Genomic DNA, 21625 nt, shown 5'->3' with positions numbered 1-21625 from the left:
TTGAGCATGGAAAGTGAATTAAATAAAAGGTTGGTCATGTTTTAATTAGGACTTGTTCCTTACAAATTAGCAACTTAAGTTTTATTCAATCGCTAACATTTGGACCCTATGCTAACATTTGCCATCTCTACTCGGGGTCAGAGTGGGGCACATGTATCAGTGGAGTAAGCGATGCAAATACTAACAATAGATGTGGGCGGTACCAAAGCCCTGTTCGAACTTCAGCTCGCGGGGCATACAGAACAATATAAAATCCCCACAGGTGAAGGTTTTAAAATTGAAGAGTTAAATAATCAAATTGCGGCGTTTGAACGTGATTATGATTTACAGCATTACCAACTAGCGATTGCCGTACCTGGACTGGTACAAAATAATCGTTTGGTTTCTTGTAAATCTTTACCCGGACTCAATGGATTGAGCTTCGATACAGTCAAAACCCAGGGTGAGCTTAAGTTTATCTGCAACGATATCGATGCGGGTATGCAAGCGACTTGTGATGCCAAATATGCCTGTGAGTTATTGGTCATGTGCGGCACTGGGATCGGAATGTCTATTGCCTTTAATGGACAAGTCTTTACGGGAGCGACGGGCGTGGCGGGGGAGTTGGGGCCTTGTCGCGTGATGACAGAATCTGGCGAGTTTAGTTTAGAGCAACTGGCCAGTGGCGATTCAGTGCGCAGCCGCAAAATCTCTACTCAGGATGATTTATATCGCGCGGGCAGTTATCTCGGCATGGGATTAGCGTGGGCGGTTAATTTATTTAATCCCAATCGAATTTGGCTTGCTGGCGGTATGATGAATAGCGCTCCTTACTACAAAGGCTGTCTCGAAAGCTTAAAGCAAATGGCATTGAGCGCGCCCTTAGCTGAGATGAAAATCAATCGTGTCGATGATATGGAAACCTTGGTTTGCCGCGGTTTATCTGTGATGCTCGCAAGGGACTATCCCCGTGCATAAGGATCATAAATGCCCCGCGCATAAGGATCATCATGTTGCTCGACAATGGTTTGCGCCATGAATGTTTAGTGATTGGGTTTTAGCTGCATAAGTGACGTAAATTGTGAAATATAAAGCAGGACTTGTGATGCCTTTGGCATATCGAGTCCTGTTTTTTATTCTTAAAGTATTCAGATAATCCTCATTACCCAAAGTAAATATTAGCGATAGTTTAATTTGCATAATTCCTTTCTTATCAGATGACTAGTTCTATTTACGATTTTAGCCAATAACGCAGTTGATAATATTTTGTTGCAATTTTATTGCGCTTACGCTTATGCTGATATTTGCAATGACAACGTTGTCATTGCGTGTAAAAGGCAAACCAGTTGAAAAACTGGGACGCAAAGCCTCCGGTCTAAGGGTTCGTCTGTACCTATGATAGCGGGGATACCACAGGTTTTTCTTCGTGCAGTTGTCAGTCGTTTTGCATGGTTTTAAGAGAGTGCTGTTTCCTGTCTACGCTTTGTTTGCCTTATTGATTCATATAAAAATTCAATAGGGATATCTCATGTTCAAGACTCAAATTTCAACATCAGCCTTGCTAGTGGCATCAGCGCTGGCATCTACCATCAGTGCCAGCGTTTTTGCAGCGGCGCCCGGTAAACCGACTTTAGGTTGGGGCGAAACTAAGTTCGCTATTATTGAAGTGAATCAAGCGGCTACCGCTTACAATCAATTAGTTACGGTGAAAGATGCCGCCGATGTCTCCGTCAGTTGGAACCTTTGGAGTGGCGATGTGGGCAATAGAGCCCAAGTATTACTCAACGGCAATGTAGTTTGGGAAGGCCCATCTGGCGCGTCGGGAACCGCTAACTTTAAGGTGAACAAGGGCGGCCGTTATCAGATGCAAGTACAACTGTGTAACAGCGATGGTTGTACTGCGAGTGATGCTAAACAAATCCTCGTGGCTGATACCGACGGCAGCCATTTAGTGCCACTCAATGCTCCTCTAAAAGAAAACAACCGTCCCTATGCTAATAAATCAGGCAAAGTGGTGGGAGGTTACTTTGTCGAATGGGGCGTATACGGCCGTAAATTCCCGGTCGATAAGATACCTGCGCAAAACTTAACCCATATTTTATATGGCTTTACCCCAATTTGTGGTGGTAATGGCATCAATGATAGCTTGAAAGAAATCGAAGGCAGTTTCGAAGCGTTGCAACGTGCCTGTAGTGGTCGTGGTGATTTTAAAGTTGCGATTCACGATCCTTGGGCAGCGATTCAAATACCGCAGGCGGGAGTGAGTGAGCATTCAGATCCTTACAAAGGTAACTTCGGTCAATTGATGGCACTTAAGCAAGCACATCCAGATTTGAAGATTTTACCTTCGGTCGGTGGTTGGACCCTCTCGGATCCCTTCTTTTTCTTCGGTGATAAAGCCAAGCGCGATATCTTTGTCGCTTCGGTGAAAGAGTTTCTACAGACATGGAAATTCTTCGATGGCGTAGATATCGACTGGGAATTTCCAGGGGGGAATGGCGCTAACCCAAATTTAGGTAATGCCAATGACGGTGAAACCTATGTGACTCTGATGCGTGAACTGCGGGCAATGCTTGATGAACTAAGCGCCGAAACGGGTCGTACCTATGAGCTGACCTCTGCTATTAGCGCAGGTGACGATAAAATTCAAAAAGTCGATTATCAGGCTGCTCAGCAGTACATGGATTACATCTTCTTGATGAGTTACGACTTTAATGGTGGTTGGACTAATACTGAACTCGGCCATCAAACCAATCTGTATGAAGCGAGTTGGGATCCCAATACCCGTTACACCACAGCTAATGGCGTTAATGCGCTGTTAGGCCAAGGTGTGACCCCAGGGAAAATTGTGGTCGGTGCCGCTATGTATGGCCGCGGTTGGACAGGTGTGAATGGCTACAGTGGTAATAATCCTTTCACGGGGACGGCAACGGGCAAAGTAAAAGGTACTTGGGAAGCTGGTGTGGTGGATTATCGTCAGATAGCGAACGATTACATGGGAAGTGGTTGGACTTACAGCTATGACGAAACAGCTGAGGCGCCATCTTTGTTCAAGGCATCTACTGGCGATTTAATCACTTTCGATGATGCTCGTTCAGTTAAAGCCAAGGGGCAATATGTGCTTTCTAATCAACTTGGTGGGCTTTTTGCGTGGGAGCTTGATGCCGATAATGGTGACATTCTGAATGCCATGCACGAAGGTTTAGGTCATGGTGAAGGCACCACTCCGCCAGTGAATAAAGCGCCCATTGCCAATGCTGGCGCGGATGTGAATGTCACCGGTCCCGCCGATGTGACGCTCAATGGTAGCGGTTCGCGCGATCCTGAGAATAGCGCGCTGACGTATCTTTGGACGCAAGTGTCTGGCCCAGCAATTGCCATCGCGAATGCGGATATGGCGAATGCGACTATTCAACTGGGAGCAACCCAAACCGATGTCGCCTATGGTTTTAGCCTTAAAGTCACCGATCCTGAAGGGCTATTTGCCAGCGATACTGTGCTGGTGACGAACAAGGCTGATACGCCTAATCAAGCACCTGTAGTGACTCTGGCTCCGACTACGACAGTTGAAGCGGGTAAAACCGTCAGTATAGTGGCGAATGCTTCCGATGCAGATGGTGATGCCTTAACCTACGCTTGGACTGTGCCCGCAGGCGTGTCGGCAACCGGGCAAAATAGTGCCACGTTAGTAGTTACTGGCCCCAATGTTACCGAAGCGACCCGCTATGGTTTGAGCGTGCTGGTTTCCGATGGTGCCTTAGATGCGAGCGCATCGACTAATCTGACCGTGACGCCAAAAGTGGTCGGTGGTGGTTGCGATGCAACTGATCCCAATGCCGGTAACTATCCTGCTTGGCAAACCAGTGTGGTATACAACACGGGTAATACTGTGAGTCATAGTCAGTTGGTATGGAAAGCAAAGTATTGGACTCAGGGCAATACGCCATCTCGCACCGCAGACCAATGGCTGCTACTCAGCCAAGTTGATCTCGGTTGGGATGCAGGTGTGGTGTATAACGGCGGTCAAACTACTCGCTATAACGGTCGTGTATGGAAGGCGAGTTACTGGACTAAAGGTGATGTACCGGGCGTTGCGGCGGTATGGGTTGATATTGGCGCGGCAACCTGCCAGTAATTATCCAAAATTTTGATATTATTGGTTAAAAAATAAAGCCCTGCGAAGATTCAGGGCTTTTTTCTTTATTAAGTGTTAGGTTTTTTTATGAATACAGCCGAATGTGTTAAGACAGACTCATTGAAGACTGATTTAATCAATCTTAAGCAGTTCCACATCAAAAATTAACACAGAACCACCACCAATCTTGCCCGTGCTACGGTTACCGTAGGCGAGTTCACTGGGAATAAAAAACCGCATTTTATCGCCAACAACCATAAGTTGTACGCCCTCGGTCCAACCTTTAATCACCCGATTAAGCGGAAATGCGATGGGTTCGCCGCGATCAACCGAACTGTCAAACACAGTACCGTCAATCAAAGTGCCATGATAATGGACTGTCACTGTATCGCTGGCTTTAGGATGAACTGTGCCATCGCCCTGAGTTAATACTTGATATTGCAAACCTGAAGCTGTGGTGATCACATCTTCTTTGGTTTTGTTTTGTGTTAAAAACTCATTGCCTAAACGGATATTTTCTTGGGCGGCTTTTTGGCCGTTCATCGAGGTAAAGAAGTAAAAAATCACCCCAGCAATCACCACAACGGCAAGTAACATTTTCATATAAAGAGCACCTTAGTTAATTTTTGCCATATTATCAGTTTTTTAGCATCAGATGCTATCGGCACTCGCGTGTGCGTTGAGCGGGATATCTGGTGCTACCAGTTCAAACCGTTAAAAACTCCCTCAAGACTTTATCCTGCTTTAGAGATCGCTTAATCTGTGGGCTTAAGACTCAATAAAAATTCAATAAAAACAAATAAGAACTAGGGCGTGTTGACGTTTTAGTTCAGATAATAAACAAGGAAAGTCTATGTTAAACAAAGCGGCAAAACCTCTGGTCAAACTCGTCGACCGATATCTACCCGATCCTTATATTTTCGTGCTTTTACTTACCTTAGTCGTATTAATTGCTGCTGTGGTCGCTGAACATAAAACCCCGCTGGAAGTCATCAATTATTGGGGCGATGGTTTTTGGACGCTGTTAAGTTTTTCGATGCAGATGCTGTTAGTGCTGGTGGCAGGATTTATGTTGGCAAGCTCGCCGCCGATTAAAAAGCTGCTCGATGCCATTGCTGGATTGGCTAAGTCGGCACCACAAGCCATTATTTTAGTGACTTTGGTGTCACTGGCCGCCAGTTGGATTAACTGGGGTTTTGGGCTAGTGGTGGGCGCGTTATTTGCCAAAGCCTTAGCTCGCAAAGTAAAAGTGGATTATCGGCTGCTGGTCGCCAGCGCCTATTCCGGCTTTGTGGTTTGGCATGGTGGGCTTGCGGGTTCGATCCCATTAACCATAGCGACGGTGGGGCATTTCTCTGAATCGCAAATCGGTATCATCCCTACCAGTGACACTATTTTCGCGAGTTATAATTTATTGTTAGTGGCAATTCTGTTTGTGGTCATGCCCTTAGTGAATCGCTTTATGTTGCCTGAAGATAAGGACAGTGTTTATGTTGACCCAAGCGCCCTTGATGACAAAGACGCTGAACTTGATGCTTCGGCGTTAGAGCTTAACTCTGCAAATGTGAGCGAGCGTCAGCCTGAAAGCCGTCCTGCGGATAAGTTAGAAAATAGCCGTTTACTCGGCTGGAGCGTCGGTGGCGCTGGGCTTGTATACTTAGGTTATTACTTTTGGGTGCAGGGCGGCAGCTTAAACCTCAATTTAGTGAACTTCTTATTCCTGTTCCTCGCCATCCTTTTACATCAAACACCACGCAGTTTATTAACCAGCTTGAATGAGGCCATTAAGGGCGGCGCAGGTATTGTTATCCAATTTCCCTTTTATGCGGGCATTATGGCTGTGATGGTGCAATCGGGTTTAGCTCAAAGTATTTCGGAAGGTTTTGTGGCCATCGCTAGCGCCGAGAGCCTGCCATTTTGGAGCTTTATCAGTGCAGGAATTGTGAATATTTTTGTGCCATCGGGAGGTGGCCAATGGGCGGTGCAGGCACCGATTATGTTACCCGCCGCACAAGCTTTAGGTGCTGATGTCGCTCGGGTCGCAATGGCCGTTGCTTGGGGAGATGCGTGGACTAACTTGATTCAACCTTTCTGGGCACTGCCCGTGCTGGCGATTGCAGGCTTAAAAGCGCGGGATATTATGGGCTTTTGTTTAATGCAATTGATGATCACTGGCGTGATTATCAGTATCGCGTTGAGCTGGTTCTAAAGGCAAAGTGACAGCCAATTTTGCATTTTAGAGAAAGTGTTGGGCAATTTTAAATTGCCCTTTTTATTGGTGATGAATGATTAAAACCACTTTTGTGGGTATTGTCGGCGGCAAAGTAAGTTGTGATACAGCCAACCAAAAGCCAGAATGAGCGCAACACCACTGGCGACGGGCATATACAGAAAATCCCAATGCTGCGCCGTGAGCATAACGACCAGAGGATTAGCTCCCGCGGGTGGATGCACAGTATGAGTTAACATCATGACCGCTATGCCTAATCCGACCGCAAGCCCTAAGGCTAGCGGGGAGACTCCTAAAGTATTTAGAATGATCAGTCCAACCAAACTCGTGAGTAAGTGGCCGCAGAGAATGTTTCTCGGTTGAGCGAGTGGACTTTCTGGCAAGGCAAACAACAACACCATAGTGGCACCAAAGGGGGCCATCAACCAAATGGTTTGCGGTGTTAGCTGTTCAAGCGTCGCTAAACTACTGATACACAACGTGGCTCCACACCCAGCGAGCAAGGTCATCTTTAGATTCTGTGGATTGATTCTTTGCATCTTTTCTCCCATTAATGGCTTGTTTTAAGCCCTTATTTTGATCATGAATTGTGGACGTGAATGCTCAGGCAAACCATCGCCGCTAACATGCTGTGGTGTTCCGTGTTCACTCTTGATTTCACTATTAACTTAATTTAGTTACCGAAGTAGATAGACTTGTCTACCTATGTGAATATCTCACGAGTAGACTGACTTGTCTACTCGTGAGAACATAGGACTCATAAACATAGGACTCATATTTGTTAGCTAAGATTTGCTAACGAATGTTTACCAAAGAAGAGGAATGAGTTGATGCAGGGCACTGAGATTCAGGCAGGTACGCCATCGGATAAACGGCAGCAATTGGTCACTACCGCATTTAAACTGTTTTATTTTCAAAGTGTGCATGGGGTGGGGATTAACCAGATTCTGCAGGAATCGGCGATCGCCAAAAAGACCCTGTACCACCACTTTGCCAGTAAAGATGAGTTAGTTGAAGCCGTGGTTCGCTATCGTGATGAGGTATTTTATCAATGGCTTAGCGAGCGAGTGAACGCATTGCCAGCGGGACGGGAGGGCATTGGTGGGTTATTTATCGCGCTCGATGATTGGTTTAATCAAAGAGTGCCGCAACTGTGTGAGTTTCGCGGCTGTTTTTTTATCAATGTCAGCGCCGAATTTACTGAGCCGAGCCATCCAGTGCACCAACTCTGCGCCCTGCATAAACTGCGAGTGGCGAGTTTAATTGAACAGCAAGTATCGGCATTGGGCTTGCCAGAAGCTAAGACCCAATTTCTCGTTGCGGCAATAGGTTTACTCAAAGAGGGTGCGATAGTGTCGGCGCAACTAAAAGGTGACACTCAGTCTGCACTGTTGGCGTTGTCTGTGGTAGATCAGTTGATCGATGCCGCGACTCATGCTGCTTAGACTGCCACCCTCAGATGGCGATTCTTAGATAAGGCGCCTCATATAAAAGCCTTTGTATAAAAGCCCTTAAATAAGAGCATTAGATAAACATATCTACGGCGCCGGTTTTTATGCCATAACCCAGCACGGCTAAGTTGGCGACAACGGTGAGCCAAAAGACGTTTCTAAATGAGGCTTTAACGGACTTGTGTCTTAACAGGTTTTGGGCAAATAGAGCGCCTGGCCAACCGCCCATGAGGGCGAGCAGATGTAATGTGCTTTCTTTAGTACGCCATTTGTTACGTTTAGCGGCGGATTTATCGATGGCATAGGCGATAAAGGTGAGCAGGCTTAGTGTGAGGTACATGCCCGCAATCCCGACTGGCAACATATGTTGCTGCGCTGCGCCGATTAAGCCAGCAAGAAAAATCAGCACTAATAACAGCGGCATAAGGCTTGAGCCTGAAGTGGCTGCATTGGACTTTTGAGTGCGACCACTTTGGGCGCGACTGTTCTGAGCGCGACCGCTTTGTGCTCGACTCTTTTGAGAACGATTGGTTTGAGGTGAAGCGCTGTTGCCCGTTTTGGTAGTTTTTTTGTTTGTCATTATCTGGTATCAATCTCGTGTCAGTGTTTTTAAGCTTGCTTGTGTTCTTGTGATGCCGTGTATTTTTTAAACGCGAGGTGGCGCCAAAGTTTCTCTAGCGGCCCTTGCTTGAAATAGCGTAAGTACAGGCTGGCTAACAATAATTGCACTACTGAATAAACGAGCGCCATGGCCATGTATCCCCATCTATCTAAGCTCAATAGCAATTCGGGAGCTAAGTGTCTAAACACTAACACGCCAACGATGGATTGCAGAATATAGAGACTAAACGCGAGTTTGCCAACATTTTGCAGCGGAGTCAGTATATTAGGATTATTCTGGCAAACTTTAACTATAATATGAATGTAAATCAGCGCCATAGGAATAGCACTTAGCATGATTAACACATCTGAAAACGCAACGAGAATGGTATTTTTCGTTAAACCTAAGATGGTATCAAGCAGTGATAGCGTTACGCTTGCTAGCACTAACTTTACCAGTACCGATTTGCTAAAACCCCGCTCAAAAGTCCCCTGTTGATACAAGGCCATGCCGAGCAACATCAAGCCAGCTGTAAACCACATTATGGTAAAAGGGATCACCAGTGCCATATAGCCAACTTGCATCAATTGCAGTAATAGTTGGTCGGCATAGCCTGAGGTCCATGCACTGTATTGCTCTGCAAATAGACTCGATTCTCGAGTGAAAGGTTCATCGCTGCCCGTAAGGCTAACCAGCGTAATGATAACTAAGGCGCTTAAAATAAAAATATTCGCTTTGCGCTTAAGGGCTTCAATACTTAAATCTTTGTAACACAAAGCTAAAAATCCGCTGATGCCATAGGTGAACAAAATATCACCTGACCAAATAAAAATGCCGTGGAGTAGGCCAAATACAATTAACCATTTTAAACGTGATCGCAGTAGGGGGTAAGCTTCTAGGCCTTTGGCGCTAAATCGCTGATATTGAATAAAAAGCCCGACGCCAAACAAGATGGAAAACAGACTGATAAAGCGTGCCTCGATGAAAAAGTTACTGAACACTTTGATTATGTGATCCGACAGCGGCTGTGTTTCATGGGGCGCATAGCCAAAAAATGTAATGCCCATAAAATAGATATTCATAAAAAATATCCCCAACACGGCTAAGCCGCGAATAGCATCGAGGTTGGCATTACGCTGTGCGGGTATCGTCATTACAACAGGCTGCGTGGAGTCTGATCTTGACCAAGGGTCTTTAGGTAAGTTTTCTGGCACGTTAGCTGAGTTCCTTTCGCTAGTAGACATGTTCCACTTTTCACTGGAATTTGGGAGGGCTAGCCTAGCAGGCGCTAGCCCCCAATGAAATACAGCCAACACAAAAAGTAAAATACAGGAAAGGTAGAAAGTGAACTAGCGCCAACGTAAAAAGTGAAATACAAAAATGCAGAAACGGATTGAGAAGACTGTCGAACCATTACTCGCCGATATCTTCGTTCCAGAGTGTGGGATTACTGGCGATAAAGTCCTGCATCAATTGTTTGCACTCGGCATTATCGACCACAGTGACATCCACGCCGCGGGATTTTACATAGGCTTCTGGCCCTTGGAAGGTAGCGTTTTCACCGACGATGACTTTTGGTATGCCATAAAGTAATACTGCGCCGCTGCACATATCGCAGGGCGATAGGGTGGAATACAAGGTCGCCCTTTGGTACTCGGCGGCGCTAAATCGGCCGGCATTTTCGAGACAATCCATTTCGGCATGCAGTACTGAACTGCCTTTTTGTACCCGTTTATTGTGGCCGCGCCCGACGATTTTGCCATCGATCACTAATACCGAACCAATGGGGATGCCGCCCTCGGCGAGTCCTTGTTTGGCTTCTTCAATGGCTGCCGCTAAAAATTCATCCATCTTGATATCCTTAAAATATGAACCCTGAGTATTGAACTCAGCATAGCACTCGTTTGGGAGACAATCTAAATGGTTTTGATTTGTTGCTTCAATAAGTCCCTCAGGCTATCGAGAATTGGCAGCGAAGCCATTTCTGGCCGATAAATCAGGCAGATATCGGCGGAGATGGTTTGTTTTAACTTAATAAACTTTACCCTAGGCCAAGGTTGTGAAGCATAACTTTGCGGCACTATGGATACCCTGTTATCGGCAGCGATGATAGCCATCAAGCTATTGGGCTCGACCATTTCCTGTACTAATTGCGGCATAAATCCTGCGGCCTGACAGCTGGCGATAATCAAATCGCTAGAGGCGGAATTGGCACGGCTGAGTAAGGTAAAAGGCTCATCTTTGAGTTCACTCAAGTCGATGCTTTTACGTCTGGCTAAGGGATGCTTACTTGCCAGTGCTAACACCATAGGTTCGCTGGTGATGGTTTCGGCGAGAAGGTGCGGCAAATTTAAGGTGTCGGCGTAGCGCACTAGGCCAAAATCGATTTCTTGATGTGCTAAGGCGACTTTTTGAGTTTCAGGTGATAACTCTTGAAATATCAGCTCATTATCAGGGCATTGCTTACGAAAGCTTTTCAGTATGTCACCAAATCCCATCCAAAACAGCGAGCTCATGATGCCAATCCGAATATGGTTTCTATCGAGTCGCCCAAGCTGAGCCACTTGTTCCAATGAGGTATTCACCAGTTCGAATATTTGCTCGCACTTCTCTCTTAACAATTGGCCATAGGGCGTGAGCTCGACCTGACGAGTGCTGCGGGTGAACAGCTCAACGCCAAGGAGCGATTCTAACTCTTTGATTTGTGCGCTCAGCGGAGATTTCGATAAATGCAGTTGCTCGGCGGCCGCGGTAAAGTTTTTCACTTCAGCCACTCGATGGAAATACCGCCGCATCTTCAAGGTGACGAGTTCAGGTGCGTTTATCTTGCTCATCTTTGGCTCACCATTTTCTAGTTATTGTCATTTTTATCAGCACAATAGTGCGATTAATCGCGATTATTTGCAACCCTAAGCCCGCTTATACTGAGGGTCGTTTACTCTTTCATTCCTTTGCTATGAGGTACCTTGTATGAGCCATGATCCTGTTATTAATGCCCTTGCGACGATTCGAGCCCGTAAACCGAATTTCTCTCCCCGTGCAGCTATGATTTTGGGCTCAGGGCTTGGCGCGTTTGCCGATAATTTAGATAATAAAGTGGTGATCCCCTATGAAGAGTTAGACGGTTTTCCTGTGAGTACCGTCGTCGGTCACTCGGGAGAGCTCGTGCTCGGCAGCTTACATGGCATCGATATAGTGTGCATGAAAGGCCGCGGGCATTTTTACGAGCATCAAAGCATGAAGGTGATGACGACGCCTGTGCGTACTTTCAAACGGTTAGGGTGTGAATTGTTACTCGTGACTAACGCTGCGGGTTCATTACGGCCAGAGCGGATCGGCGTGGGATCATTAGTGATTTTCAGCGATCACATCAATACTATGCCGGGTACGCCCATGACGGGCGCAAATGATGATAACTACGGCCCACGCTTTTTTAGCCTAGCCAATGCTTATGATAAAGATCTGAGAGTAGAAGCCTTAAGTGTCGCAAAAGCCGCAGGCATTGAAGTGAATCAAGGGGTCTTTGTGTCTTACTCTGGCCCGTGTTTTGAAACCGCGGCTGAAATCCGCATGATGCAAATTATCGGTGGCGATGTAGTGGGAATGTCCGTGGTGCCAGAGGTGATTTCGGCGGCGCATTGTGGTTTGCCCGTGTTGGCTGTGTGCGCTATTACCAATATGGCAGAAGGATTGGGGGACGTGCAGTTATCCCATGAACAAACCTTAAAGTGTGCCAAGCTTGCTGAAGCCGACTTTATCCGTTTAATTGAGCAATTTACCGCAAGCCATTTCGCTTAATATTTTGCATAACGGTGCAGCTATATTGCGATAGGGCTGGGATTTTAAAAGCTCGTATCTAACAGTTCGTACTTAAACGTGAGCGAGCAAGGCGCCGCGCAATTCAGTTCACCGAATGTTTTTGCGAAATACGGCTGAAGGTTAAAAAGTAAAGGGAGCAAAGCTCCCTTTTTAAATGCTGACATTAAGTGTAAGTCTTGATTCAAAGCGTTTATTTTTGCGGTTTTTCTGAAATCCACAATTTGATATGTCCTTTCACCACAACCACTCCTTGGGTGTCGTAGGCGGTGACGGGGACCAGCATATCGCCGGGAGTCCATTGCTCTGGGGTCACTTCGGCGACACATAAAATATCGCTGCCTGCTTTAGCCGTATAATCCAAACTCATGCCCTTAGGTATCCAACGTAAATGTTTTGGAATAGAGGCTTCGGCCATCACGCCCATGGCCATTTCTAGACCATTACAAATCGCAATCACATGCACAGTTTTTATATGATTATGAACGGCATGGCGTTTTTTAATTAAACAGGCGCAATGATTAAGGCGTAATTCAGTGATCAGTGGTTTGATGGTGCCGAAATAGGGCGCCATGCGTGAAACCATGATTGAAAACAGTTTTTGGCCGAAGGGATAACGGCGAGTTTTGTGGTAGAGCGCGAGCACTTTATTAGGTTTTTGTTCTGCAGTGCTAGAAGAGTCTGTCTGGCTCATGGTCATCCTTAATAATGGTGCAAAGGGGTGTTGTTATCTTGAGCCTGTTCCAAGTTGAGCTTGGGTTGCTCTGGTCGGATGAGTGTAACATTAGGATAACAACAAATACCAGTCGGCTTAATTAAGTAAACTTCATTTCGCGGTTTTAAGTGTAACACCGTATAATTGCGGCCAATTTGTCGTGTAGCGGCAATGGCATGTTGATTTAACTACAAGGACTCACAGTGAAATATTTGCTGACGTATTTTAAGGGAATGGCCATGGGCGCTGCTGATGTTGTGCCTGGCGTTTCGGGCGGCACCATAGCGTTTATTACCGGTATTCTCGATACTTTGCTCGATAGTGTAAAACGCATTAATCCTTCCCTTTGGGGCGTAATCAAGTCGCAGGGCATAAAAGGGGCATTTTCCCATATTAATGGTGGCTTTTTAGTGAGTCTGCTGGCGGGGATCCTGACCAGTATTTTTACCTTTGCGAAGCTGATTTCTTGGTTGTTGGCGGTACATCCCATCCCGATCTGGTCGTTCTTTTTTGGGCTTATTCTTATCTCTGTCGTGCATATGCTTAAGCAAGTGAGTGGTTTCACTGTGGCACGTTTAGGGTTATTTGCGCTTGGTGTGCTGGCTGCATGGGCGATTACTGTGCTGAATCCGGTCGCGGTAGAAGCCAGTTACATGAATATCTTTTTCGGCGGCGCGATTGCGATTTGCGCTATGGTATTGCCAGGAATTTCAGGCAGTTTCATCTTATTATTGTTAGGGTTATATCCTGTGGTCCTCGCTGCCGCTAAAAATATTCAGCTGGATATTTTGGCCTGTTTTGCTGCTGGTGCCGTGATGGGATTACTGACGTTCAGCCATTTATTGTCGGCGCTGCTGCGTAAATACCATGATGCCACTATCGTGTTTCTAACCGGATTAATGTTAGGTACCTTAGGTAAAATTTGGCCATGGAAAGAAATCTTAACTTGGCGGACCAACTCCCACGGCGAACAAGTACCTTTGCTGGAGCAAAATATTTCCCCGCTTAATTTTGAGCAAGTAACGGGTCAGCCTTCACAACTGATGTTAGCCATTGTGTGTATGTTAGCGGCGATTGCACTGGTTTGGGGGTTAGAGAAAGTGGGCAAAAGAGATTAGCCCTTTGTTACCTCAACATCATATTCAATAAAAGCAGCGAGATACGCTGCTTTTATTTTTTTGCTCATATGCTCATCTTACTTGAATCAGGTCAGCTTTCGACTTTAGGGCAATGTCATTTTAGCCCTGTTTTGGTTACAATCACAGTTCACATTTAGCGTACTCAGTCGACGTTATGTTCCAGTTTAAACTCAGTGAGAGTTTGCAGTTACGATAAGGATATACTTGTGGATAAAAAACAGGTCTCGTGGGGCGGTGTAGCGCTGGCGATTTTTGCTTTGGGTCATGTGGTTAACTTACTCATAGATAAACAGGATTCTGATATATCGCCCGAATTAAAACAGCAAATTTCTGACACGATCTTGGCTCACAGATCACCATCCACCGCGAATAATTCATTAACGTCCATCCCGAGCAATCTTGAGGTGGTCGACGATTCTACCAAAATCCCTATGCCTGCCCAGTTAGCCCAGGTGAGTCAAATCTACAGTAATCTCAGTGCATTTGCGGCACTCAAGCAAGACGGTACTGTGGTGGCATGGGGCGATGCTGAATGTGGTGGCGATATCAATAATGCCGCAGAGCCTCTGGTCAATGTAAAAGAGTTATACGCGGCGGAGAATACCTGTGGTTTTGCGGCCTTAACCCGTGATGACAAACTTATCCCTTGGGGGATGGGGATGAAGCAAGTGCTGACAGGCGTTCGTTCTTTTGTGTTGGCAGAAGGGCTTTATGCGGCCATCAAACAAGATGGTAGTGTAGTCAGTTGGTCTAATCTGGATTCAACACCAGCCGAACTGCTCTCGGGTCAATATGCTGCGCCTGCGATGACCAATATTGATTTTGTGTTGATTAATAAAGGTGCCTTTGCTGCTTTAAAGCTGGGGGGAGCAGTAGTGACTTGGGGCGATGCCGCTTATGGTGGCGATAGTCGCCACGTGGCCTCTGAGCTTAACCATGTTGATCTGCTCTATGCCAACAATAATGCTTTTACCGCGAGGACGGCGACGGGAAAATTAGTGTCTTGGGGCGGGGTCGGCGATGATCAAAAAGGCCGCGAACAACTGGCAAAACTCAGCCAATTAGCGCCTGCCGTGAAAGTTGTCAACACGGATCATGGGTTTGCGGCGCTGCTGGCGGATGGCAGCGTATATACCTGGGGTGAGGGCGAATTGACTGAGTATCACGTCGCGTTTCCAGCGCGTTTATCTACTACAAAACGCGCCAATAAAGTGATTGATATTTATGCAAATCGTGGCGCGTTTGCCGCCTTAACCATCAGTCGTCAACTGCACGTATGGGGCAGTAAATTCAATGGTGCCGATACATCAGTCCTACAGGATAAGTTGCAAAAAGTGCACAAGGTTTATCCCTTTGAGGAGGGGTTTGTCGCGCTACGCAAGGATAATACGGCCATTGCTTGGGAAGGTTGGGACTTGGTAGACAAGCAACCACGTTATCAAGAAGTCACTCAGGTGAGTAAAGTGGTGACCTATGAGCGGGAGTTTGCCTTTTTAAAACAGGATGGCACTGTGGTTGATGGCCACTCTGGACCCAAAACTGAAATCACCCAAGCAACGGATATTTTCCCGACAGGCTTAGGGTTTACGGTTAAACGCCAAGATGGTTCGATTGCGGTGTGGATGGGAGGCGAGGCTGCGTTAACATTAGATAAACAAGCCGTTGATTTGAGCCAAATGCGCGACATTCGCAGCAATTTGCTCGATGCCATTGCCTTAATGGCCGATGGCACAGTGCAGGCATGGAATATGATGGGCTTTAGCGGACAAGCTGCGCAATAACAAGCGCAATCACAAGTGCAAAAATAATAAAACGAAAGGGCTAAGGTTATTTACACCTTAGCCCTTTCTATTTAGGCGAGTTTTTTCTCGCTTTAAGCTTGATTGGCTTTGATTTCCCGTAGATAGCGATAAATCGAATGCACAGAAATCCCCAATCGAGTTGCTGCTACTTGGGCACTGTCCTTGAGTTCGAAAATCCCTAACTCGTGGAGTTGATTGACGATTTCGCGACTCTTTTGTGAAGGTGAAATCGCGGGATTCGCGCGAACCTCATGGTTCACACTGTCGATAGTGCTATGGAGCGCTTCATCAATATTGCGGGCAAACACTTCGGGCGAGCTGGTCAGTTCGCTGCCAAGGAGTTGCTCTGGCATCATAGTGCGCAGAACTGATTGCAGTGGTGCATCCATGTCGCTGTTAATACACAGCAAACCTATGGGCTGATTTTTACTGTTACGGATCACAGTCGTAATTGATCTTAGCGTCTTACCATTGGCACATTTAGTCAGGTAAGAGTTGGAAATATCCTGACCGGTTTTGAGCTTGAGCAGGGCAAGGTTGGTTATTGGAGCACCCACTTCACGGCCTGTGACATGGCCATTGGCAATTTTGACCACAGACGGATGTTTCGCATCTAGGCTGTGCAATACCACTTCTGTGTGTTGACCATACATGGCAGCGATGCCATCGACGATATTTTCGATGGATTTCAGAATATCCAGATCACTTTGCGTTAAATCTTGCAGTTTCACAATTTCAACCTTTAGTTATTAACCCGCCAATATTCAGCGGGTTAAAATCATCATGCCGACATAATATCGATAATAGTGACATCTGTGGATGACATGCCATTGAGGATCATTTTGCCAATGTTTTTAATGGTTTTCTCTACATCGGTAGCAATAATACCTTGGCCTGAGACATTGTGACTACTGAGCGCCATCAGAAATGAGCGCACGGCCGCACTGGATGAAGTGCTAACCTTCATGGCGCAGGACGCTTTAGCGCCGTCACACACCATGCCTGAGCTGTCGCTGATCACGTTTTGAATCGCGAAACAGGATTGTTCGAACGAGCCACCAGCTAAATACACCATGGCCATAGAAGCGGCTGCGCTGGTGACGGTATTGCCACAAAATGCCGACAGTGGTGGGTAATGGGACTTGATATAAATCGCCCCTAGATGGCTCATAATTAAGGCGCGGGCGAGTTTTTCTTCTGAAACCTTATAGCATTGTGCCGTCAATACCACAGGGATAGTTGCCGCTATGCCTTGATTACCACTACCAAGATTGCTCATGGCGGGCAAGTTCGCCCCGCCCATGCGAGCATCGGATGCTGCAGCAGTTAACATGACAATTTTGTTCAGTAAGTCTTCACCAATAATGCCGGCGGCTATGCCGCTTTTCATGGTGCGGCCGACTTCAAGCCCATAGGGATTCGCCATGCCTTCATCGGATAATTTGCCGTTTAGCTCAGAGGCTTCGAGAATGAATTTGATCTCTTCGAAGGGGACTTCTTGGGCGAAGCGATAAATGGACTCGATAGTGATATCCACGCCTTCACAGATGGAACCAGTGGCTTTAGCTTGCGTGCTATCGACACTGAAGACGGATTCGCCGTTGAGGCGCTTCTCGGCGATCAGTGTATGGCCGCCGCAGATTTTCACTAGGGCTTCGCGGTCGCCTTTTTTCGCGATGATACAACAATAGATAAATTCTGCTGTTTCGGTGCGCTCGACCGTCACCTTGCCCGCATCGATAAGGGCCTGTGCTCTGGCGACTTGTTCTGGCGTGATCACAGCCAATACTTCTAAGCCCGCATCCGGATTACCCGCAATGGCGCCTGCTGCAGCGGCAATTGCCAGACCGATTTTGCCTGTGCCAGGCACAAACACGCCCATAGAGTTTTTATAAAGATTGTCAGACACTTGTACTGCAATTGAATCGGGTTCAACACCCAGCAAGGCGCGGGCGACGGCGGCGGCGTAAGCGGCGGCGATGGGCTCTGTGCAGCCTAATGCGGGCTTAACCACTTGTTTAATGATTTGAATATACTGCTGCCATTGGGGTTTCATGAGCTTACAACCTTATGTTAATGCTTAGATTTTAACGTGTGCTATCGCTTCAACTTCTACTTTAACGCCCAGCGGAAGGTCCTTCACTGCAAAACAGCTACGAGCTGGGCAGTCGGTTTTAAAATAGGTTTTATACACTTCGTTAAAGGCGGCAAAGTCATTGATCTCTGCAAGATAACAAGTGGTTTTAAGAATCGTTTCTAAGCTGCCACCACCCGCTTCGAGTACGTATTTGAGATTCTCTAATGATTGAATCGATTGCTCAGTAATCCCACCGTCAACTACGCTGCCTTTCTTTTTACAAACTGGGAGTTGGCCAGAGGTAAAAATGAGGTTGCCATAGGCTGTGCCATGGGAATAAGGGCCAATTGCCGCGGGTGCACGTTCTGCGTGAATAATGGTTTTCATTGTCTCTCCAACTTGCAAATAAAATTGAATGCCTAGGTCGGCGTATGTGCAACATTATTTGTATTTTTATGTTTTATTGCAATTATTTTTTAATGAATTTCATTTGTCACTGCAGTTTGTGCGCTATTTATCTCGTTTTCAGTCAAGTTGTGAGCTTTAACTCTTTGTTCAACAAAAGTTGAGTATTTTGATTGCTGAGTTTGTTTTGTTCAAATATATTTGCACAAAATAATACCAACTAGGTAAAGGTGAAATGATGGATGCAACAATTACTGCTGCACAGTGGAAAGCAGATACCCGCTTCGATAGTACGGATTGGGGCTGGATTATCATGAGTATCGGAATGGCGATTGGCGCGGGGATCGTATTCTTGCCTGTGCAGGTCGGTTTGATGGGGTTATGGGTTTTCTTACTGTCTGGCATTATTGGCTATCCTGCCATGTATATGTTCCAACGGTTGTTTATCAATACCTTAGAGGAATCTCCAGAATGTAAGGATTACCCGAGTGTGATTTCGGGTTACTTAGGTAAAAACTGGGGTATGTTGTTGGGTGGTTTGTATTTCATCATGTTGGTCATTTGGGTGTTCGTTTATTCAACGGCCATTACAAACGACAGTGCCTCATTTTTGCAAAGTTTTGGGGTCACCAAAGCGTTATTGTCAGAAAATCCTTTCTATGGTTTAGCCTTGATCTGCGGTCTTGTTGCTTTAGCCTCCCGCGGTGAGAATCTTTTGTTTAAGATCTCTACTTTTATGGTACTGACTAAGTTGGGCGTTGTCGCCGTGCTAGGGTTATTGATGGTGGATAAATGGGATATCAATAATATCGGCGCTATCCCAGCAACGGGAGATTGGTTAAAAGATGCGGTCGTTATGCTGCCCTTTACGCTAACATCGATTCTGTTTATTCAAAGTTTAAGCCCTATGGTGATTTCATACCGTTCGCGGGAAAAATCCCTTGCGGTAGCGCGCTTTAAAGCGATGCGCGCCATGAACATTGCCTTTGGCGTCTTGTTTGTCGTGGTGTTCTTTTATGCCGTGTCATTCACCCTAGCAATGGGACATGATCAGGCCGTGCGTGCATCGGAAGAAAATATCTCGGCTCTTGCTATGGTTGCCCAAGGTATGCAGGGACAAACACTGAAATTGCTGAGTTTAACCTTGAATATTTTTGCGGTGATGACGGCTTACTTTGGCGTATATCTCGGTTTTAGGGAAGCTTGCCAAGGTTTGACCATGAACATGCTGCGCCGTTATATGCCTGAAGATCGTATCAACAAAAAGCTTGTGGGTTACGGCATTATGATTTTTACCATTCTATTATCTTGGGGCGCGATTGTGTTGAATGCGCCAGTGCTGAGCTTTACGTCGATTTGTAGTCCAATTTTTGGTTTAGTCGGTTGTTTGATCCCCGCTTATTTAGTGTACCAAGTACCTGCATTACATAAGTACAAGGGTGTGTCGCTGTATATCATTATTATCACAGGCTTATTGCTGTGCGTATCTCCCTTCTTAGCGTTTAGTTAACACGGATGTTTAGTTAACACGGATAAAGTGGTACAAAAAGATAAGCTTTAAGGAATTAAAAACCGGTATTAAGTGTAAACTCAATACCGGTTTTCTATGTTGAGCAATCATTTCGATAATGCTCTATGGTCAAAGTTTGAATTGAGATGTGGCGTTTTTTAGTTCATCGGCAAAATCGACTAATCCCTCAGAAACATTGCGAACCTGCGAAAGAATTTGTAATGTCTGTTCGAATGAAGCGTTCATATTGACGACGTTATCGACCACTTGGGAAGCGACCGAGGCTTGTTCTTCCGTTGCCGAGGCAATGTGGGTATTCATACTATTGATACTGACAATCTGCTGCTGAATTGATTTCAATGCACTGCCCGTGTTTTGGGCATTGGTTTCATTTTCTGATGATTTAGACATGGCCACATTCATGGTACTAACCGAAGAAATAGCCGCCGTTTTAAGGTTTTGTAACACATGACGGATTTCTGTGGTTGCATCTGCGGTTTTAGAGGCGAGGGCACGGACTTCATCCGCTACCACGGCAAAGCCCCGTCCTTGCTCACCCGCGCGGGCGGCTTCGATGGCGGCATTAAGTGCCAACAGGTTGGTTTGCTCGGCAATAGAGGTAATCACATTTAAGATAGAAGTGACATTTTCTGTATCTCTGGCGAGCTCGTTGATCGAGTTAGAAGCCGCCTGAATTCCTGTATTTAATTGCTGTGAAATATCGATGGTACGCTGAACGACTGTCATACCTTGCATCGCTTCTTTCTCCGCGACCTGTGCTGCACTGGCGGCTTGGCGGGCATTTTGTGAGATTTCGATGACAGAGTGACGCATGTCTTCCATTGAGACTTGTACTGCGCTGGCATCATGGCTTTGCCGCTGGGTGGCATGCGTCGCATCTTCCATGCGCTGTTTCAGTGAGCGCGAGCTATCAAGTAAGGGATCGGTAACATTCACCACCCTTCGAATAGAATCTCCGAGCAAGCGAAGAAATCGATTGAAGTTACTTGATACTTGGCCGAGTTCATCGCTACCAGATACTTTGAGCTGATGACTAAGATCGCCTTTTCCATCGGCCAGCTCACTCAGTGACTGGGCGACATTACGCGCAGATGAGCTGATAGCACGTGCAATGGCAATAGTGACAATCAACATCACGATCAGCAAAGCGATGCCGATGGAGAGGGTGAGCCACAAACTTTGCGCAGATCTGTCGCCAGCTTCTTTTATCGATTGTTTAAATTCGAGTACTTTGCTTTGTTTGTAATCTTGTATTTCATTAAGTACAGCTTCATAGGCTTGGGATTTTTCTTGGCTGATCTGGCCAATGTTTGCCATATCAATCGTACCCGCCAACATGCCTTTAGCCAGCTTAATCGTCATGTCGTTATAGCGGGTTAATTTAGCAGATAGATTACTGAGTTTATTGGCTTGTGAGGGATCGACACTATCTAATTGTTGCAGGTTTTTACGTAAAGATTCATACATAGTACCTGCATTCGTTAACAGGTCTTCGTCGGCAAAAGAAACCGATTGAGTGTAAAGTTCATCGAGTCGTTGGATAAAAAACACGTTTTGATTGGCGAGTTCAACTCTTTGGTAAACTTGCTGCTCCATATAATTAAGTGTGGTGCGATTTTTATTTATGGAGATGACACTAATGCTTAAGTTTAAAGCGAAAATGATGACAGCTAAAATAAATATCGCGATAACTTTTTTAAAAATAGAAATATCATTAAAGAAATTCATCCCTTGCCCCCAAGTT

Annotated in this window: 19 protein-coding genes and 1 riboswitch; of the genes, 8 read left to right on the top strand and 11 right to left on the bottom strand. The window is 46.0% G+C overall.

Annotated elements, in window-relative coordinates; all coding sequences use genetic code 11:
- Nucleotides 1–171: 171 nt before the first annotated feature.
- Nucleotides 172–957: an ROK family protein gene (locus L5M51_RS13145; protein WP_028761333.1), complete on the top strand. Its 786-nt coding sequence runs from the start codon at nucleotides 172–174 to the stop codon at nucleotides 955–957.
- A 348-nt stretch (nucleotides 958–1305) separates the two neighbouring features.
- Nucleotides 1306–1394, top strand: a riboswitch (cyclic di-GMP riboswitch).
- Nucleotides 1395–1507: 113 nt separating this feature from the next.
- Entirely contained in the window at nucleotides 1508–4114 is a 2607-nt protein-coding gene (locus L5M51_RS13140; protein ID WP_263173200.1) for a glycosyl hydrolase family 18 protein, read from the top strand.
- A gap of 132 nt (nucleotides 4115–4246) precedes the next feature.
- Here L5M51_RS13140 and L5M51_RS13135 read toward each other — a convergent pair whose 3' ends face one another.
- A complete protein-coding gene (locus L5M51_RS13135; protein WP_263173199.1) occupies nucleotides 4247–4717 on the bottom strand; it encodes an FKBP-type peptidyl-prolyl cis-trans isomerase in 471 nt (156 codons plus the stop codon).
- A gap of 250 nt (nucleotides 4718–4967) precedes the next feature.
- Here L5M51_RS13135 and L5M51_RS13130 point away from each other — a divergent pair, with 250 nt between their 5' ends.
- Nucleotides 4968–6323 (top strand): short-chain fatty acid transporter, encoded by a 1356-nt coding sequence (locus L5M51_RS13130; RefSeq protein ID WP_263142424.1) that lies wholly within the window; start codon nucleotides 4968–4970, stop codon nucleotides 6321–6323.
- Between the two features lie 80 nt (nucleotides 6324–6403).
- On the opposite strand, the gene L5M51_RS13125 is transcribed toward L5M51_RS13130, so the two are convergent.
- Nucleotides 6404–6883, bottom strand: coding sequence for an HPP family protein (locus L5M51_RS13125; protein WP_263173197.1), 480 nt, complete (start codon nucleotides 6881–6883; stop codon nucleotides 6404–6406).
- Nucleotides 6884–7174: 291 nt separating this feature from the next.
- On the opposite strand from L5M51_RS13125, the gene L5M51_RS13120 reads away from it, so the two are divergent.
- Nucleotides 7175–7789, top strand: a complete 615-nt coding sequence (locus tag L5M51_RS13120) for a TetR/AcrR family transcriptional regulator (RefSeq protein ID WP_263173195.1) — start codon at nucleotides 7175–7177, stop codon at nucleotides 7787–7789.
- A 79-nt stretch (nucleotides 7790–7868) separates the two neighbouring features.
- Here L5M51_RS13120 and L5M51_RS13115 read toward each other — a convergent pair whose 3' ends face one another.
- From L5M51_RS13115 to L5M51_RS13100, 4 genes are all read right to left on the bottom strand, one after another.
- Entirely contained in the window at nucleotides 7869–8375 is a 507-nt protein-coding gene (locus tag L5M51_RS13115) for a DUF1294 domain-containing protein (protein WP_263173192.1), read from the bottom strand.
- 29 nt (nucleotides 8376–8404) lie between these two features.
- A complete protein-coding gene (locus L5M51_RS13110) occupies nucleotides 8405–9610 on the bottom strand; it encodes a DUF418 domain-containing protein (RefSeq protein ID WP_263173270.1) in 1206 nt (401 codons plus the stop codon).
- A gap of 199 nt (nucleotides 9611–9809) precedes the next feature.
- The gene (locus L5M51_RS13105; RefSeq protein WP_028761325.1) at nucleotides 9810–10247 is read right to left on the bottom strand and encodes a nucleoside deaminase; all 438 of its coding nucleotides are present in this window, start codon (nucleotides 10245–10247) and stop codon (nucleotides 9810–9812) included.
- Nucleotides 10248–10312: 65 nt separating this feature from the next.
- The gene (locus L5M51_RS13100) at nucleotides 10313–11230 is read right to left on the bottom strand and encodes a LysR family transcriptional regulator (RefSeq protein WP_263173189.1); all 918 of its coding nucleotides are present in this window, start codon (nucleotides 11228–11230) and stop codon (nucleotides 10313–10315) included.
- A gap of 136 nt (nucleotides 11231–11366) precedes the next feature.
- Between L5M51_RS13100 and xapA the strand changes: the two genes are divergently transcribed.
- A complete protein-coding gene (xapA, locus tag L5M51_RS13095; protein ID WP_263173186.1) occupies nucleotides 11367–12194 on the top strand; it encodes a xanthosine phosphorylase in 828 nt (275 codons plus the stop codon).
- Nucleotides 12195–12405: 211 nt separating this feature from the next.
- Here the strand turns inward: xapA and L5M51_RS13090 are convergent, their stop codons facing one another.
- On the bottom strand, nucleotides 12406–12906 hold the full coding sequence (locus tag L5M51_RS13090) for a hotdog fold domain-containing protein (protein ID WP_198573750.1): 501 nt from the start codon (nucleotides 12904–12906) through the stop codon (nucleotides 12406–12408).
- Nucleotides 12907–13130: 224 nt separating this feature from the next.
- Here L5M51_RS13090 and L5M51_RS13085 point away from each other — a divergent pair, with 224 nt between their 5' ends.
- Together L5M51_RS13085 and L5M51_RS13080 are read left to right on the top strand one after the other, a co-directional pair.
- Nucleotides 13131–14045: a DUF368 domain-containing protein gene (locus L5M51_RS13085; RefSeq protein ID WP_263173184.1), complete on the top strand. Its 915-nt coding sequence runs from the start codon at nucleotides 13131–13133 to the stop codon at nucleotides 14043–14045.
- A gap of 227 nt (nucleotides 14046–14272) precedes the next feature.
- Entirely contained in the window at nucleotides 14273–15847 is a 1575-nt protein-coding gene (locus L5M51_RS13080) for a hypothetical protein (protein ID WP_263173181.1), read from the top strand.
- Nucleotides 15848–15939: 92 nt separating this feature from the next.
- On the opposite strand, the gene L5M51_RS13075 is transcribed toward L5M51_RS13080, so the two are convergent.
- The 3 genes from L5M51_RS13075 to L5M51_RS13065 are packed head-to-tail and all read right to left on the bottom strand — an operon-like array spanning nucleotide 15940 to nucleotide 18332.
- On the bottom strand, nucleotides 15940–16599 hold the full coding sequence (locus tag L5M51_RS13075; protein ID WP_113939392.1) for a transcriptional regulator: 660 nt from the start codon (nucleotides 16597–16599) through the stop codon (nucleotides 15940–15942).
- 50 nt (nucleotides 16600–16649) lie between these two features.
- Nucleotides 16650–17924 carry a serine dehydratase subunit alpha family protein gene (locus L5M51_RS13070; RefSeq protein WP_263173178.1) on the bottom strand — a complete coding sequence of 425 codons (1275 nt, stop codon included), beginning with the start codon at nucleotides 17922–17924 and terminating at the stop codon, nucleotides 16650–16652.
- 24 nt (nucleotides 17925–17948) lie between these two features.
- Entirely contained in the window at nucleotides 17949–18332 is a 384-nt protein-coding gene (locus tag L5M51_RS13065) for a RidA family protein (protein ID WP_028761317.1), read from the bottom strand.
- 256 nt (nucleotides 18333–18588) lie between these two features.
- Here L5M51_RS13065 and L5M51_RS13060 point away from each other — a divergent pair, with 256 nt between their 5' ends.
- Nucleotides 18589–19860 carry an amino acid permease gene (locus tag L5M51_RS13060; RefSeq protein WP_263173267.1) on the top strand — a complete coding sequence of 424 codons (1272 nt, stop codon included), beginning with the start codon at nucleotides 18589–18591 and terminating at the stop codon, nucleotides 19858–19860.
- Between the two features lie 129 nt (nucleotides 19861–19989).
- Here the strand turns inward: L5M51_RS13060 and L5M51_RS13055 are convergent, their stop codons facing one another.
- Nucleotides 19990–21609 carry a methyl-accepting chemotaxis protein gene (locus tag L5M51_RS13055; protein WP_263173176.1) on the bottom strand — a complete coding sequence of 540 codons (1620 nt, stop codon included), beginning with the start codon at nucleotides 21607–21609 and terminating at the stop codon, nucleotides 19990–19992.
- Nucleotides 21610–21625 lie beyond the last annotated feature (16 nt).

The sequence above is a fragment of the Shewanella sp. SM73 genome (assembly GCF_025653795.1).
Lineage (GTDB): Bacteria > Pseudomonadota > Gammaproteobacteria > Enterobacterales > Shewanellaceae > Shewanella > Shewanella oncorhynchi.
The sequence above is the reverse complement of the archived record's forward strand: the minus strand, read 5'-3'. Positions and strand labels throughout refer to the sequence as shown.